Origin of the sequence: Streptomyces flaveolus (genome assembly GCF_014648815.1) — a bacterium.
Lineage (GTDB): Bacteria > Actinomycetota > Actinomycetes > Streptomycetales > Streptomycetaceae > Streptomyces > Streptomyces flaveolus.
Genome location: NZ_BMRV01000005.1, coordinates 203,864 through 219,474 on the forward strand (window position 1 = coordinate 203,864; position 15,611 = coordinate 219,474).

General features: G+C 74.4%; 16 protein-coding genes. 11 read left to right on the forward strand and 5 right to left on the reverse strand.

The annotated features are described in order from the left end of the window. Positions 1-9: 9 nt before the first annotated feature. Both IEZ05_RS14670 and IEZ05_RS14675 read right to left on the reverse strand, forming a co-directional pair. A complete protein-coding gene (locus IEZ05_RS14670) occupies positions 10-726 on the reverse strand; it encodes a gamma-glutamyl-gamma-aminobutyrate hydrolase family protein (RefSeq protein ID WP_189230534.1) in 717 nt (238 codons plus the stop codon). A gap of 76 nt (positions 727-802) precedes the next feature. Beyond that, positions 803-1,537, reverse strand: a complete 735-nt coding sequence (locus IEZ05_RS14675) for a FadR/GntR family transcriptional regulator (protein WP_189230535.1) — start codon at positions 1,535-1,537, stop codon at positions 803-805. Between the two features lie 73 nt (positions 1,538-1,610). On the opposite strand from IEZ05_RS14675, the gene IEZ05_RS14680 reads away from it, so the two are divergent. The 4 genes from IEZ05_RS14680 to IEZ05_RS14695 are packed head-to-tail and all read left to right on the forward strand — an operon-like array spanning position 1,611 to position 6,166. After that, positions 1,611-2,975: a glutamine synthetase family protein gene (locus tag IEZ05_RS14680; protein ID WP_189230536.1), complete on the forward strand. Its 1,365-nt coding sequence runs from the start codon at positions 1,611-1,613 to the stop codon at positions 2,973-2,975. A gap of 8 nt (positions 2,976-2,983) precedes the next feature. After that, on the forward strand, positions 2,984-4,375 hold the full coding sequence (locus tag IEZ05_RS14685) for an aldehyde dehydrogenase family protein (RefSeq protein ID WP_229869717.1): 1,392 nt from the start codon (positions 2,984-2,986) through the stop codon (positions 4,373-4,375). Beyond that, positions 4,372-5,163, forward strand: a complete 792-nt coding sequence (locus tag IEZ05_RS14690) for a 3-oxoacyl-ACP reductase (RefSeq protein WP_189230538.1) — start codon at positions 4,372-4,374, stop codon at positions 5,161-5,163. Before IEZ05_RS14685 ends, IEZ05_RS14690 begins: the two co-directional genes overlap by 4 nt. A gap of 37 nt (positions 5,164-5,200) precedes the next feature. Further along, the gene (locus IEZ05_RS14695) at positions 5,201-6,166 is read left to right on the forward strand and encodes a DUF2510 domain-containing protein (RefSeq protein ID WP_189230732.1); all 966 of its coding nucleotides are present in this window, start codon (positions 5,201-5,203) and stop codon (positions 6,164-6,166) included. Between the two features lies 1 nt (position 6,167). Here the strand turns inward: IEZ05_RS14695 and IEZ05_RS14700 are convergent, their stop codons facing one another. Further along, positions 6,168-7,370, reverse strand: a complete 1,203-nt coding sequence (locus tag IEZ05_RS14700; RefSeq protein WP_189230539.1) for an amino acid deaminase/aldolase — start codon at positions 7,368-7,370, stop codon at positions 6,168-6,170. A 1,144-nt stretch (positions 7,371-8,514) separates the two neighbouring features. On the opposite strand from IEZ05_RS14700, the gene IEZ05_RS14705 reads away from it, so the two are divergent. Further along, positions 8,515-9,327 (forward strand): hypothetical protein, encoded by an 813-nt coding sequence (locus tag IEZ05_RS14705; protein WP_189230540.1) that lies wholly within the window; start codon positions 8,515-8,517, stop codon positions 9,325-9,327. Beyond that, on the forward strand, positions 9,324-10,505 hold the full coding sequence (gene mycP / locus IEZ05_RS14710; protein ID WP_189230541.1) for a type VII secretion-associated serine protease mycosin: 1,182 nt from the start codon (positions 9,324-9,326) through the stop codon (positions 10,503-10,505). The genes IEZ05_RS14705 and mycP overlap by 4 nt, the downstream gene beginning before the upstream one ends. Here the strand turns inward: mycP and IEZ05_RS14715 are convergent. Next, the gene (locus tag IEZ05_RS14715; RefSeq protein ID WP_189230542.1) at positions 10,490-11,491 is read right to left on the reverse strand and encodes a serine hydrolase; all 1,002 of its coding nucleotides are present in this window, start codon (positions 11,489-11,491) and stop codon (positions 10,490-10,492) included. The two genes, mycP and IEZ05_RS14715, sit on opposite strands and share 16 nt — an antisense overlap. 117 nt (positions 11,492-11,608) lie before the next feature. On the opposite strand from IEZ05_RS14715, the gene IEZ05_RS14720 reads away from it, so the two are divergent. Beyond that, on the forward strand, positions 11,609-12,340 hold the full coding sequence (locus tag IEZ05_RS14720; protein ID WP_189230543.1) for an SseB family protein: 732 nt from the start codon (positions 11,609-11,611) through the stop codon (positions 12,338-12,340). Position 12,341: 1 nt separating this feature from the next. On the opposite strand, the gene IEZ05_RS14725 is transcribed toward IEZ05_RS14720, so the two are convergent. Further along, on the reverse strand, positions 12,342-12,698 hold the full coding sequence (locus IEZ05_RS14725; RefSeq protein ID WP_077800719.1) for a DUF1844 domain-containing protein: 357 nt from the start codon (positions 12,696-12,698) through the stop codon (positions 12,342-12,344). 385 nt (positions 12,699-13,083) lie between these two features. On the opposite strand from IEZ05_RS14725, the gene infC reads away from it, so the two are divergent. The 4 genes from infC to IEZ05_RS14745 all read left to right on the forward strand — a co-directional run bounded on the left by infC (position 13,084) and on the right by IEZ05_RS14745 (position 15,566). Further along, on the forward strand, positions 13,084-13,749 hold the full coding sequence (gene infC, locus IEZ05_RS14730; RefSeq protein ID WP_189230733.1) for a translation initiation factor IF-3: 666 nt from the start codon (positions 13,084-13,086) through the stop codon (positions 13,747-13,749). A 110-nt stretch (positions 13,750-13,859) separates the two neighbouring features. Then, on the forward strand, positions 13,860-14,054 hold the full coding sequence (gene rpmI / locus IEZ05_RS14735; protein WP_003977225.1) for a 50S ribosomal protein L35: 195 nt from the start codon (positions 13,860-13,862) through the stop codon (positions 14,052-14,054). 97 nt (positions 14,055-14,151) lie between these two features. Beyond that, positions 14,152-14,535: a 50S ribosomal protein L20 gene (rplT, locus tag IEZ05_RS14740; RefSeq protein WP_004002577.1), complete on the forward strand. Its 384-nt coding sequence runs from the start codon at positions 14,152-14,154 to the stop codon at positions 14,533-14,535. A gap of 182 nt (positions 14,536-14,717) precedes the next feature. Then, entirely contained in the window at positions 14,718-15,566 is an 849-nt protein-coding gene (locus IEZ05_RS14745; RefSeq protein ID WP_189230544.1) for a TrmH family RNA methyltransferase, read from the forward strand. Positions 15,567-15,611 lie beyond the last annotated feature (45 nt).

Genomic DNA, 15,611 nt, shown 5'->3' on the forward strand with positions numbered 1-15,611 from the left:
TCGGTCCGCTCAGCCGATCCGGGCTTCGTCCGCGGCCGATCCGCTCGCCGCGTCGACCAGGGCCCGCATCACCCGGGTGTCCTCGCCCATCTCCGGGTGCCACTGGACGCCCAGGGCCCAGCCGTCGGCGTCGGGCAGTTCGACCGCCTCCACCGTTCCGTCCGCCGCGTGGGCCGAGGCGATCAGGCCGGCTCCGAGCCGCTCCACCGCCTGGTGGTGATACGTCGGCACGAACGTCTCCTCCGGCACGACAGCGGCGTACCGCGTCCCCGGCACCGGCGTGACCGGATGGCCGCCGAACACGCCCACCACCTCCGCGTGGCCCTCGATGTGCTGCACGAGCGTGCCGCCCAGGGCGACGTTCAGCAGCTGCATGCCCCGGCAGATGCCCAGCAGCGGGACGCGCGCCGCGAGGGCCGCCCCGATGAGCGCGAGCTCCCACGTGTCGCGGGCGCGCGCGGGCGGGCCGGTGCGGGGGTCGGGCTCGGCGCCGTAACGGACCGGCTCCACGTCGGGGCCGCCCGCGATGACCAGGCCGTCGATCCGGGCGACGGTGGCGGCGGCGTGTTCCGGCGCGTCCGGCGGGAGCATGGCGGCCAGCCCGCCCGCTCGCTGCACGAGCCGCGGATACCCGGCGGGCAACAGCGCCGCCTCCAGCTCCCACACGCCCCAGCGCGCCGCGGGCTCCAGATACGTACTGACGCCGATCAGCGGCCTGGCGCCCATCCGACCTCCCGGTAATGGACCGTCTCCGTACCTTTGCAGACCCGGCCGGCCCCGCGACACCCTACGGAGCGGACCCTCACGCCAGGAACCCGCGCAGCAGCGCGGCCGTCCCCGCGCAGTGCTCCCGCATGATCTCCCGCGCCCCGTCCGCGTCCCCGTCGAGCACCGCCTCCACCAGCGCGGTGTGCTGCCGCTGGGAGTGCTCCAGGTTGCGCACCAGCAGCGGGATGCAGTCCAGCAGGCCGTTCACGCTCGCCCGCACGGCCGCGTACTGCGCGGTCAGGGTCGGCGAGCCGCACAGCTCCGCGAGGGCCAGGTGCAGCATCGTGTCCACTCGCCGGTACTCCGCCAGCGGCGCCTCGTGCGTGGCGTCCAGCGCCGCGCGCAGCCGCGCCGCCCGGCCGTCCGTCAGCCCGTGCGCCGCGCACAGCCCGGCCGCCCCCACCTCCAGCACCTCCCGGAAGCGCAGCACGTCCTCCAGGTCTACCCCGGCGATCCGGCGCCGCAGTTCGTCCTCGCCGCCCGCGTCCGGGCGGGGCAGCACGAACGTGCCGCCGTACCGCCCACGGCGGGCCTCCAGCAGCCCCTGGTCCTGGAGCACCTTCAGGACCTCGCGCAGCGTCACCCGGCTGACCCCCAGCCGCTCCGCCAGATCCCGCTCGGCCGGCAGCCGCCCGCCCTCCGGCACCAGGCCCAGCCGGACCACCTGGAGGATCTGCTCCAGCGCCTCCTCGAAGCCGTTGCCGGCCCGCACCGGGCGCAGCACCGGCGTGAGCCGGTCCGGCACGCTCCCCCCGTTCCCCTCCGGCATACGGCCGCGCCCCCTTCCCAAGCAATGGTTCCCAGCAATACCTTATGGGTCCCGGTCGGAAGGAGGCCCCTCCGTGGCAGACCGCACACCCCCGCTCGGGGTCGAGGAACTGCACGCCCTGGTCGCGGGCGGCGAGATCGACACCGTCGTCCTGGCCTTCCCCGACATGCAGGGGCGCCTGCAGGGCAAGCGGTTCGCCGCGCGGTTCTTCCTGGACGAGGTCCTCGAGCACGGCACCGAGGGCTGCAACTACCTGCTCGCCGTCGACACCGACATGAACACCGTCGACGGATACGCCATGTCCTCCTGGGACCGCGGCTACGGCGACTTCGCCCTGCACCCCGACCTGAACACCCTGCGCCGCCTGCCCTGGAACGAGGGCACGGCCCTGGTCGTCGCCGACCTCGCCTGGGACGACGGCTCCCCGGTGCTCGCCGCGCCCCGCCAGATCCTGCGCCGTCAGCTGGACCGCCTCGCCGGACACGGCTGGACCGCCCGGGCCGGCACGGAGCTGGAGTTCATCGTCTTCCGCGACACCTACGAACAGGCCTGGGACGCGAACTACCGCGCACTGACCCCGGCCAACCAGTACAACATCGACTACTCGGTGCTCGGCACCGGCCGCATCGAGCCCCTGCTGCGCCGCATCCGCAACGAGATGGCCGGCGCCGGCCTCACCGTCGAGTCCGCCAAGGGTGAGTGCAACCCCGGCCAGCACGAGATCGCCTTCCGCTACGACGAGGCCCTCGTTACCTGCGACCAGCACGCCGTCTACAAGACCGGCGCGAAGGAGATCGCCGCCCAGGAGGGCATGTCGCTCACCTTCATGGCCAAGTACAACGAGCGCGAGGGTAACTCCTGCCACATCCACCTCTCCCTCGCGGACGCCGACGGGAACAGCGTCATGCCCGGCGACCGCGACGGCGGCATGTCCGAGGTCATGCGGCACTTCCTCGCCGGACAGCTCGCGGCGCTCCGGGAGTTCTCGCTCCTCTACGCACCCAACATCAACAGCTACAAGCGCTTCCAGCCCGGCTCCTTCGCCCCGACCGCCGTCGCCTGGGGCCACGACAACCGCACCTGCGCCCTGCGCGTCGTCGGCCACGGCCGCTCCCTGCGCTTCGAGAACCGGCTCCCCGGCGGCGACGTCAACCCGTACCTCGCGGTGGCCGGCATGGTCGCGGCCGGTCTGCACGGCGTCGAACAGCGCCTGGAATTGCCCGAGCCCTGCCCGGGCAACGCCTACGCCGCCGGCTTCGCGCACGTCCCGACCACCCTGCGCGAGGCCGCCGAGCTGTGGGAGAACAGCGCCATCGCCAAGGCCGCCTTCGGGGACGAGGTCGTCGCCCACTACCGCAACATGGCACGCGTCGAACTGGACGCCTTCGACGCCGCGGTCACGGACTGGGAGCTGCGCCGCTCCTTCGAACGCCTGTGAGGTCCCCGTTGTCCGACGAGCTCCGCGTACTGAACCCCGCCACCGAAGAGGTCCTCGCGACCGTCCCCGCCGCCTCCGCCGCCGACGTGGACGCCGCCGTCGTACGGGCCGCCCGGGCCCAGACGACCTGGGCCGCGCTCGCGCCGGGCGACCGGGCCCGGCTGCTGCGCCGCTTCGCCGCCGCCGTGGACGGCCGCCTGGAGGAGCTGGCCCGGCTGGAGGTCCGGGAGGCCGGGCACACCGTCGGCAACGCCCGCTGGGAGGCGGGCAACGTGCGCGACCTGCTCGACTACGCCGCCGGAGGAGTGGAGCGGCTCACCGGACGGCAGATCCCGGTGGCCGGGGGACTCGACGTGACCCTCCTCGAACCGCTCGGCGTCGTCGGCGTCATCGCGCCCTGGAACTTCCCGATGCCGATCGCCGCCTGGGGCACGGCCCCCGCGCTCGCGGCCGGCAACGCGGTCCTCCTCAAACCCGCCGAGACGACCCCGCTGACCGCTCTGCGCCTGGCCGAACTGGCCCTGGAGGCCGGGCTGCCGGAGGGCCTGTTCCAGGTGCTGCCGGGCCACGGGCCCGTCGCGGGCGACGCGCTGGTCCAGCACCCGGACGTGGCGAAGATCGTCTTCACCGGGTCGACGGCCGTGGGCCGTCAGGTGGCGGCCAAGGGCGCGGCACTCCTCAAGCCCGTCACCCTCGAACTCGGCGGCAAGAGCCCCAACATCGTCTTCGCCGACGCCGACCTGGAGGCCGCCGCGGCCGCCGCCCCCATGTCCTTCCTCGACAACTCGGGCCAGGACTGCTGCGCCCGCACCCGCATCCTCGTCCAGCGCGGCGTCCACGACCGCTTCCTCGGCCTGCTCGCCCCCGCGATCGAGTCCGTCCGCGTCGGCGACCCGGCCGACGAGAGCACCGACATGGGCCCGCTGATCTCCCGGGCCCAGCTGGACCGCGTCCGCTCCTACGTCCCCGACGACGCGGACGGCATCCGCGGCAAGGCGCCCGAGGGCGGCCCCGGCTTCTGGTTCCCGCCCACCGTCCTCACCGGCGTCGACCCGGGCGCCCGCGTGGCCGTCGAGGAGGTCTTCGGGCCCGTCGCCGTCGTCCTGCCCTTCGACGACGAGGCCGACGCGATCCGCCTGGCCAACGCCACCGACTACGGCCTCTCCGGCTCGGTCTGGACCCGGGACGTCGGCCGCGCCCTGCGCGTGTCGGGCGCCGTGCGCGCCGGGAACCTGTCCGTCAACTCCCACTCCAGCGTCCGCTACTGGACGCCGTTCGGCGGGTTCAAGCAGTCCGGGCTGGGCCGCGAGCTGGGTCCGGACGCGCTGACCGCCTTCACCGAGACCAAGAACGTCTTCCTCAGCAACGTCCCGTCGAGCACGGAGGGCCCCGCACAGTGAGCGAAGCGACCGAGGAGATCATCTGCCGCCGCCTGGCCGGCCGTACCGCCGTCGTCACCGGAGCCGGCAGCGGCATCGGCCTCGCCTCCGCCCGCCGGCTCGCCTCCGAGGGCGCGCACGTCGTCTGCGGTGACGTGGACGAGACCCGGGGCAAGGCGGCGGCCGAGGAGACCGGCGGACTCTTCGTCAAGGTCGACGTCACCGACCCCGAGCAGGTCGAGGCGCTGTTCAGAGCGGCGTACGACACCTACGGCAGCGTCGACGTCGCCTTCAACAACGCCGGCATCTCCCCGCCCGACGACGACTCCATCCTGGAGACCGGCCTGGAGGCCTGGAAGCGCGTCCAGGAGGTCAACCTCACCTCCGTCTACCTGTGCTGCAAGGCCGCCATCCCCTACATGCGGCGCCAGGGCCGGGGATCGATCATCAACACCGCGTCCTTCGTCGCGCGGATGGGCGCAGCCACCAGCCAGATCTCGTACACGGCTTCCAAGGGCGGCGTCCTCGCCATGTCCCGGGAGCTGGGCGTGCAGTTCGCCCGGGAGGGCATCCGGGTCAACGCCCTGTGCCCCGGCCCGGTCAACACCCCCCTGCTCCAGGAGCTGTTCGCCAAGGACCCGGAACGGGCCGCGCGCCGGCTGGTCCACATCCCGGTCGGCCGCTTCGCCGAGGCCGAGGAGATCGCCGCCGCCGTCGCGTTCCTGGCCAGCGACGACTCCTCCTTCGTCAACGCCACCGACTTCCTGGTGGACGGCGGGATCTCCGGGGCGTACGTCACACCGCTGTAGATCGCCGCACGCGGCGTCCTACAGTGCCGGGATGAGCATGACGCCTCCGCCCGGCTGGTACCGCGACCCGTCGGCCCCGCACCGGGAACGCTGGTGGGACGGCACGGCCTGGACCGAACACCGGCGCGCGCCCGAGGGTTTCGGAGCGCCCGTGCCGCAGCCCCCGGAGCCACCGACCGTGCCGCTGACCACGGGCGGCCCGGGACAGCGGCGGCCGGGCGGCGGCAACCGGCGCGCGAAGGCCGCCGCCCTCACCGCCGCCGCGGCGGTCCTCGTCGCGGCGATCGCCACGGGTGTCGTCCTCCTCGGCGAGGACGACGACACGGGCACGGGGGCTCGGACCCTGCCGACCGCGGCGACCTCCACGGCCCCCGCACCGCGGACCGCGTCGCCGACCTCCTCGCCGCGCCCCTCCGAGCCCTCCGCGGACGACCCCGCCGTCGTCGAGGACCAGCTCAACGGCATCACCTTCCCGCTGCCGGAGGGCTGGGTGCGCCCGCAGTACGTCCCCGAGGACGACGTCATGATGACCACGGACGGCACCTACGACTGCCCCGGCGACGGCGGCGTGTGCCGGCACGGCCTCGTCATCTCCCGCACGGTCACCGCGAACGCCGAGAGCTCCCCGAAGGTCCTCGCCGAACAGGACATCGAGGACGCGGCCGACGACGCCTACGACCGCGACACGGTCGGCGGCAAACCGTTCGGGGGCGTCGAGTCCCACGAGGTCGTCGGGTCCGGGCCGGTCGCCGTCGCCGGACGCGCCGGGTATTACGTGCGCTGGCGGGTGACGACGGCCAAGGGTCCCGGCGGCTACGTGCAGTCGCTGGTGTTCCCGTCCACCGTCGGCACCGAGTCCCCGGTCCTCGTCCGCTACGTCTTCGACGCCGGCGAGGACGGGCCGCCGCTCGCCGACATGGACCGGATCACCGACGGCATCCGGCCCGTCGGCGACGCGGGTACGGGCGGCGGCGTGGGCAGCAGCATCGGCCCCTCGGCCTGACCTACAGGTAGGTGCGCCCCTCGCCCCGGTACGTCGGCACCGTGGCCGTCACCGCGTCCCCCTCCACCAGGTGCAGGGCGTCGAACCGCTCGCACAGCTCACCGGCCTTGGCGTGCCGGAACCACACCTTGTCGCCGATCAGCAGGTCGTCCGCGGGGGAGCCGAGCAGCGGCGTCTGCACCTCGCCGGCGCCCTCCTGGGGGTCGTAGCGCAGCCCCTCGGGCAGATACGGCACCGGGAGCCGGTCGGCGCCGGCCGCGCCGGAGGCCGGATAGCCGCCGCCGAGCACGGTCACCACCCCGACGCCGGGGCGCCGCACCACGGGCTGGGCGAACAGGGCCGCCGGACGCCCGCTGAACGACGTGTAGTTGTCGAACAGCCGCGGCACGTACAGCCCGGACCCGGCGGCGATCTCGGTGACCGCGTCCTCCGCGGCGGTGTGCTGCACGCTGCCCGTGCCGCCGCCGTTGACGAACTCCAGGTCCGGCACCACGGCCCGCACCGCCCGCACCACCGCGGCGCGCCGCTCGGCGAGTTCGCGGCGGGCGGCGGCCTGCATCAGCCGCACCGCCCGGGACCGCAGCGGCCGTCCCGCCACCGCGTCCCCGACCCCGGCGACATGACCCTCGTACGCCATGACTCCGACGACCTGGAACCCCGGCCGCCGGGCCACCGCCCGGGCCAGGTCGGCGACTTGCGCGGGGGAGTGCAGCGGCGACCGCCGCGCCCCCACGCGCACCCGCCCGCCGAGCAGCCGCAGCGAGGTGTCCAACTCCAGGCAGACCCGCACCACTTCGCGGCCGCCGTCCCGGGCCTCGTCGATGAACCGCAGCTGTGCCGGGTCGTCGACCATCACGGTGACGGCGGAGGCGAGCTTGGGGTCGGCGGCCAGCTCCGCGTATCCGGCGCGGTCCGCGGACGGATAGGCGAGCAGCACGTCCTCGAACCCGGAGCGTGCCAGCCACAGGGACTCGGCCAGCGTGAAGGACATGATCCCCGCGAAACCGTCCTTCGACAGGACGCGTTCGAGCAGGGCACGGCAGCGGACGGACTTGCTGGCGACGCGGATCGGCTTCCCGCCGGCCCGGCGGACCAGATCGTCCGCGTTGGCGTCGAAAGCCTCCAGGTCCACGATCGCCACGGGGGCGTCCAGATGGGCGGTGGCCCGGTCGTAACGGGCCCGGTCGGCGGCGCGCGCAGTCATGAACGAAGCCTGCCAGACGGGATTACCGCAGGGTAGGGGGACGTTCCGGGCCAATGCCACGGGCCCGCGGACTGGTTCCCCTCCGGGCGGGGGCACGCCGTAGAGTGACGCGCACGCACGGTGGAACGGCCCGGGCAGCAGGGCCCCGGGTCCGCGCCGGGATGGCGGTCCGCCCGTGCGGGTATGCGTGCCCGGGACGGCCAGTCCGGCTCCGGGCCCGGGCAGGAGAACGCCGGCCCGCGCCGGACCACCGGCCAGGGCCCGAGGAAACGGGGGGTGCATGAGCACGGAAGCACGCCGCGCCGCACGCCCCTCGACCCCACCCGCCGGCGGCGCGACACCGCCCGAGGCCCCCCACCCCGGCCCGCTCCCTCCGCCCCGCCCCGCCACACCCCCGCCCGCCGGCCCACCCCACCACCCGAGCGCGCCGGCCCCCGAGGCCGCACCACCACGTCCCGGTACCCCGCCGACCGCGGGTCCGCGTCGCCGTCCGAGCACACCGTTGCCCCCCGAGGCCACGTCAGCGGCCCCCGGGGCCCCGCGCCGCCCGGGGATGCCGCCGCGCCCGGCCACCGCGCCGCCCGGCGACGAGCCGACGCCTCCCGGCACCCCGCCGACCGCGGGTCCCCGTCGCCGTCCGAGCACACCGTTGCCTCCCGAGGCCACGTCAGCGGCCCCCGGGGCCCCGCGCCGCCCGGGCATGCCAGCGCGCCCGGCCACCGCGCCGCCCGGCGACGAGCCGACGCCTTCCGGTACCCAGGACGACGCGGGCACTCCGGCCCGTCCCGTGGGGCCGCAGCGTCCGCCGCAGGCGCCCGGCGGTGCCGATCGGCGGTCCGCCACCCGGCCGGGGCCCGCCGGCCCGCCGGGTGCCGCCTCCACGCCCCCGCCGCCGCGTGCCACCGCCCGCTTCCCGGACGCCCCGCCGACCGTCGGACGCGACGGTGCCGCCGCCGAAGCGCCGCGAGGGCGCGGCGTGCCGTCGGAACGCCGTCCAGCCGCCGCGGAAACGCCGTCGGAGACGACCACGCGCCTGCGCCCGATCCCGGCGCAGCCCGCACCGCGCCCTGGCCCCGCGCACGAACCGCACGCCCCCGACCCGGCCCGGTCGTGGAGCAGCCCCGGTGCCGGGCCGCGGCCCCGCGTGTCGTTCGCCGAGCCCGAGGGGTACGACGAGCACGCCAGGCCGCGCCCGCTCGGCGGCCGCCCGCGGACCCAGGCCGTCGCCGCGGCCGTCTGCCTGGTGCTCGGGGCCGGCCTCGTCACCGGCGCCGTCACCGGCAGCTGGCTCGCCGGGGACTCCGGCGACGCCGACGCGCGCAGCGCCTTCACCGCGGCCGGAGACCTGTGGCACAGCGTCCCGGTCGACCAGCTCTTCCCGCCCACCGTGCAGGGCCAGGGCGCCGGCCCCGGCGGCGCCGACCGCACCTGGACCCGCGTCGCCGTGGCCCCGGACAGCGGCTGCGCGGGCGCCTTCGACCCGCTGCTGGGCAAGGCCCTCGCCCCGGCCGGCTGCGCACGCCTGCTGCGCGCCACCTACACCGACGCCACCCAGAGCTACGTCACCACCGTCGGCCTGCTCTTCACCAAGGCCGACGCCGCCGCCATGACCTCGCTGGCGAGCCGGTTCGAGAAGGAGGGCCTGGCCCGGCGCGCCGACCTCGTGCCGCTGCCGTACGCCGCCGAGGACACCGTCGCCGCCGGCTTCGGCGCGGACGGGCGCGCCTCGTGGACCGTCTCCGTCCTCACCGACGCCCCCGTCGTCGTCTACGCCGTCTCCGGCTGGGCCGACGGCCGCACCGTCGACCGGCCCGAGCCCGCGGAGGAGGCCCTGGAGTCCGGCGCCACCTCGGCCCCCGCCCAGGCCGGCCTCGGTCACGAGGCGCAGGGCCTCGCCGACCGCGTCGAACGCGCCCTGCGCAAGAACGTCGGCCCGGCCACGGAGCAGCCCTCGTGAAGACCGCCACTGTCCGCCGGACCGGCGGCGCCCTGAGCGTCCTGCTCGCCGCCGCGCTCGTCCTCGTCCCGGCGCCCGCAGCGCACGCCGACGGCATCCGCGCCAAGCAGTGGGCCCTCGACGCCATGCACACCGACGAGGTGTGGCGCACCACCAAGGGCGCGGGCGTCACCGTCGCCGTCCTGGACACCGGCGTCGAGGCCGACCACCCCGACCTGGCCGGCAACGTCCTCACCGGCACCGACCTGGTCGGCTTCGGCGCGAGCGAGGGCGACCGCGCCTGGGCCCGGCACGGCACCGCCATGGCCGGGATCATCGCCGGTCACGGCCACGGGCCCGGCGACACCGAGGGCGTGATGGGCATCGCGCCCGAGGCCAGGATCCTCCCCGTCCGCGTGATCCTCGAGGACGGCGACCCCTCCCGCGCCAAGGCCCGCAAGACCCGCGGCAACGCGCTCGCCGAGGGCATCCGCTGGGCCGCCGACCACGGCGCCGACATCATCAACCTCTCCCTCGGCGACGACTCCGCCTCCGCCCACCCCGAACCCGCCGAGGACGAGGCCATCCAGTACGCCCTGAAGAAGGGCGTGGTCGTCGTCGCCTCGGCCGGCAACGGCGGCGAGAAGGGTGACCACATCTCCTACCCGGCCGCCTACCCGGGCGTCATCGCCGCGACCGCCGTCGACCGCTTCGGCACCCGCGCCTCCTTCTCCACCCGCCGCTGGTACGCCACGGTCAGCGCCCCCGGCGTCGACGTGATCATCGCCGACCCGGACCACCGCTACTACGAGGGCTGGGGCACCAGCGCCGCCTCCGCCTTCGTCTCCGGCGCCGCCGCCCTGGTCAAGTCGGCCCACCCGGACCTCACCCCGGCCCAGGTCAAGAAGCTCCTGGAGGACACGGCCCGCAACGCCCCCGCCGACGGGCGCGACGACTCCCGGGGCTTCGGCTTCATCGACCCCGCCGCCGCCATCGAGGCCGCCGGACGTCTGAAGCCGCGAGGACTGGACCCGGCGGCCTACGGCGAGAAGTACTTCGGCTCAGGACCGGACGCCCCCGCCTCCCACGACGACACCTCGGCCTGGGCGGCTCCGCTGGCCGGCAGCGCGGGCGGCGTCCTGATCGTGGCCTCCGTGGTCCTGTGGCGCGGCCGCCGTGAACGCTACGACGACTTCTGATCCCCGGCCGCGCCGTCCCCGTCCGCCGTCCCCCCGTCGTCCGCGCCGGCGAACACCGACACCGCCGCCCGGGCCGCCGCCTCGGTGAGCGAGACGCCCGCCTCCTGGGTCGCGCTGCCTCGCGAGAGCACCGCCACCAGCCGGTCGTGGCCGCCGGACGTCACCCGCCCGATGCTGTTGACCACCCACAGCCCGGTGGTGCTGCGCCGCAGCCAGCCGTTCTTCAGCGCCCACGCACCATCGGCACCGTCCGCCGCCGCCGACACACCCCACCGCTGACCCTCGGCGATCCGCCCCATCAGCTCCCGCAGATACGCCTGGGAGGCCGCGCCCAGCGCGGAGCCCTCCGCCCCGAACACCTGCCGCAGCAGCGCGATCTGGTCGGCGGCCGTCGTCCGCGTCAGCCCCCACAGCGGCCCGTCGCCGCCCTCGGTCGCGGTGAGACCGAAGCGCTCGTTCGCGGCGTCGAGCCCCTCGGCCGCCCCGATCGCCTGCCACAGCGCCGTCGCCGCGTCGTTGTCACTGTTCTCGATCATGTCGACGGCGTACGCCTTCTCCTCGGCGGTCAGCGCCCGCCCCGCGTCCTGCGCCCGCAGCAGCAGCGCCGCCAGGATGTCGACCTTGACGATGCTCGCGGTGTCGAAGACCCCCCTGCCGTACGTGGCGCTCTCCCCGGACTCCGGGTCGAGCACCGCCACCGACACCTCGGCGCCGTCCGCCACCGGCACCGCCTCCATCGCCGCCGCGAGCAGCGCGTCCCGGTCCAGGGCCGTCTCCGTCGGGCTCTCCACGGGTGCCTCCTCGTCCGCGCTCGCCGAGCCCGCCGACGATACGGTGCCCGCGCCCGGGTGCGCCCGCGCCGTCACGTACACCGTCCCGGCGGCGGTGGCGCCCACCACGGCGACGGTGGCGAGGGCGGCGGCCACCAGGGCGCGGCGCCGGGGCGGGCGGGCGCGACGGCGCCGCCGGGCTCTGGGGGACTCCATGCCCGCGATGCTCGGGGCGGTGGCTGTGCGCACCGTGGGACGGAGGTGAAACGCGGCTCAGAGATCCCTGAGAGGCCGGTGAGGACGGTCGTCCACCCCCCGATAGGGTCGGGGACCGTGGCGAACAAGAACATTCCCGACTCCGGCTTCTCCGACGACGACGGCTCCGCCGATCCCCGGCTGAGCGCGGCGCTCGCCGCCTGGGCCGAGGACCGCACCGCCCTGGCACCGGTGCTGGAGGCGCTCAAGGGCGCCCGGCTGCTCGTGCCCGTCGTGGCCGTTCTCGGCGAGGTCGAGGAGGACGAGAACGGGCTGCGCCGCGAGAAGACCAGCGACATGGCCGTACCGACCCTCAAGGCCGGCGACCGCACCGCCCTGCCCGCCTTCACCTCCACCGACTCGCTGGCCCGCTGGGACCCCGAGGCCCGCCCCGTCGCCGTACCCCTGCACCAGGCCCTGCAGGCCGCCGCCCACGAGAAGGCGGACACGGTCGTGCTGGACATGGCCGGACCGGTGCCGTTCGAGCTGACCGGGGCGGCCCTGCTGGCGCTGGCCGAGGGGCGCACGACGACCGATCCGCTCGCCGACCCGGCGGTCGTGGAGGCCGTACGCGGTGCCGTGGCCGCCGAGCCCGCCGTGCTCCGCGCCCACCTGGGGCCGGGACAGGCCGACGGCACCCTGGTGCTCGTGCTGGACCCCGCCGCGGCCCCGGCCGAGGCCGCCCGCGCCGTCGCCGGGCGGCTGGCCGCCGACGAGACACTGAGGGCCCGCCTGGTGCGCGGCCTCGACCTGGCACTGCTGCCGGCCGGGGCGACGCCTCCGGGCGAGCCCTTGTACGTACGCGGATAGGTCAGCCGTAGACGGCGCCGGTGTACTTCTCGCCCGGGCCCTGGCCCGGCTCGTCCGGCACCAGCGACGCCTCGCGGAACGCCAGCTGGAGCGACTTCAGCCCGTCGCGCAGCGGCGCCGCGTGGAACGAGCTGATCTCGGTCGTGCTCGCGTCCAGCAGACCGGCCAGCGCGTGCACCAGCTTGCGCGCCTCGTCCAGGTCCTTGTGGGCGTCGCCCTCCTCGGTCAGTCCGAGCTTCACGGCGGCGGCGCTCATCAGGTTGACGGCGACCGTCACGATCACCTCGACCGCGGGAACCTCCGCGATGTCGCGGGCCATGGCGTCGAAGTCGGGCGTCTCAGGAGGGGTCTCACTCATGCCGCTCACGATAGGCGCAGGAGCAGCGGGGGCCCCACTCGGTCTCGGTTAGCCCTTCCCCTGGCGAGCTGCTAACCTTGTGTAACGACCGGTCGGACACGCACGCCCCCACGGCAGCGGGCCCGGCCCACAAGTGGAGGCTTTCGAACTCCCACCTGACCGTCCTCCGGGACGGCGGGTCACCGGTCAGGCGGTCCCGTCCTCGCGGCGGCGACCGGCCCGAAATCGCGCCCCGCGGCTGTCGCGGCGGTGCTCCGGTAGTTCGAGGAGCCCCGCCTGTGATCGTCCGGGGCATTTTCTGTGCGCCGGCGCGGTTAGGTCTAACGAACACAGACGTTACGCGGCTGTCCGCCAGACCGTCGCGTGGTGCTACCGAGGAGGATCCATCAGCGCCGAGCCCCGCATCAACGACCGGATTCGCGTTCCCGAGGTGCGACTTGTCGGTCCCAGCGGCGAGCAGGTCGGGATTGTCCCGCTTGCCAAGGCCCTGGAGCTTGCGCAGGAGTACGACCTCGATCTCGTCGAGGTCGCGGCGAACGCCCGTCCGCCCGTGTGCAAGCTCATGGACTACGGGAAGTTCAAGTACGAGTCGGCCATGAAGGCCCGTGAGGCGCGCAAGAACCAGGCGCACACGGTCATCAAGGAGATGAAGCTCCGGCCGAAGATCGACCCGCACGACTATGACACCAAGAAGGGTCACGTCGTCCGGTTCCTCAAGCAGGGCGACAAGGTCAAGATCACGATCATGTTCCGTGGTCGCGAGCAGTCCCGGCCGGAACTCGGCTACCGACTGCTGCAGCGTCTCGCGGAGGACGTCGCGGACCTCGGTTTCGTCGAGTCGAACCCGAAGCAGGACGGCCGAAACATGATCATGGTCCTCGGTCCGCACAAGAAGAAGACCGAGGCGATGGCCGAGGCTCGCCAGGCACAGGAAGCCCGCAAGGCCGAAGCGAAGGCCAATCCCGGCCGTTCGATGAACGCCGCGGACCCCGACGCCGCCAACGCCGAGGCTCCGTCAGAGGCTCCTGCCGAGGCTTCCGCCGAGGCGTGATCCCGGGGGACGCGAGTCCCCAGGACGTAACCGATACAAGAGCGACGCTCCACCGTGCCCGGTTTCACGACCGGGCATCGGAGCGCCACCGACGAGGAGATAACGGCGCTATGCCGAAGAACAAGTCGCACAGCGGTGCCAGCAAGCGCTTCAAGATCACCGGCTCCGGCAAGGTGCTCCGTGAGCGCGCCGGCAAGCGCCACCTGCTCGAGCACAAGTCGTCCCGCGTGACGCGTCGCCTCACCGGCAACGCCGAGATGGCCCCGGGCGACGCCGCGAAGATCAAGAAGCTTCTCGGCAAGTGACGTACGGGCGCCGCTGAGCGCCGTACGGCAGGACCGGGACCCAATCGATACCGGGCCGCGTGAGGACAACCGCGGCCCCGCTACAAGGAGTTAACAAGTGGCACGCGTCAAGCGGGCAGTCAACGCCCACAAGAAGCGCCGGGCGATCCTCGAGCAGGCCTCCGGCTACCGCGGTCAGCGTTCGCGCCTGTACCGCAAGGCCAAGGAGCAGGTCACCCACTCGCTGGTCTACAACTACAACGACCGCAAGAAGCGCAAGGGTGACTTCCGCCAGCTGTGGATCCAGCGCATCAACGCCGCTGCCCGCGCCAACGGCATCACGTACAACCGCTTCATCCAGGGTCTGAAGGCCGCCAACGTCGAGGTGGACCGCAAGATCCTCGCCGAGCTGGCCGTCAACGACGCGGGCGCGTTCGCCGCGCTGGTCGAGGTCGCCCAGAAGGCGCTGCCGAGCGACGTCAACGCGCCGAAGGCCGCGTGACGCTGCGCCGGCTCTGAGCCGTCGTCGAAGGGACCCGCAGGCATTGAGCCTGCGGGTCCCTTCGATTGCCGTTGTCCGGTCCGTTGTCTGCTGCGGGTGCGTCGTGGCTGGTCGCGCAGTTCCCCGCGCCCCTGGAGGGCGCGTTGCGGTCCACGATGATTCAGATGTGAAGGTGAGCAAGAGTGCGTCCTGCCAGCCCCGAGCTGATCTCCCCCCGTTCGCCCCGTGTCGCCGCCGCGCGGCGGTTGGCGAAGCGGAACTTCCGGGGGAAGGAGCGGCTGTTCCTGGCCGAGGGGCCGCAGGCCGTGCGGGAGGCCGCAGGGTACGGGGACACGCTGACCGAGGTGTTCGCCACCGTCGAGGCCGCCGAGCGGTATGCCGACATCATCGGCGCCGCCCGTGACGCCGGCGCGCGGGTGCACCTCGCCGCCGACGCGGTGATCGAGGACATCTCCACCACCGTCACCCCCCAGGGCCTGGTCGGGGTGTGCCGGTTCGTGGACACCCCCTTCGACGAGATCCTCGCCGCCCGCCCCAAGCTCGTCGCCGTCCTCGCGCACGTCCGCGACCCCGGCAACGCCGGCACCGTGCTGCGCTGCGCCGACGCCGCCGGCGCCGAGGCCGTCGTCCTCACCGACGCCTCCGTCGACCTGTACAACCCCAAGGCCGTACGCGCCTCCGTCGGCTCCCTGTTCCACCTGCCGGTCGCCGTCGGCGTCCCCGTGGAGCGGGCCGTGGCCGAGCTGCGCGACGCCGGCGTGCGGGTCCTGGCCGCCGACGGAGCGGGCGAGGACGACCTGGACGCCGAGCTGGACGCCGGCACCATGGGCGGGCCCACCGCCTGGGTCTTCGGCAACGAGGCGTGGGGACTGCCGGAGGAGACCCGCGCCCTCGCCGACGCCGTCGTCCGCGTCCCGATCCACGGGAAGGCCGAGAGTCTGAACCTCGCCACCGCCGCGGCCGTATGTCTCTACGCGTCCGCGCGTGCACAGCGCGCCGCCGGAGGGTGCCGCTCCGTCACCACCAGCTAGTAGGGTGACCAGCTCGGGGACCCCAGACCAGCCAGAGAGGTGGGG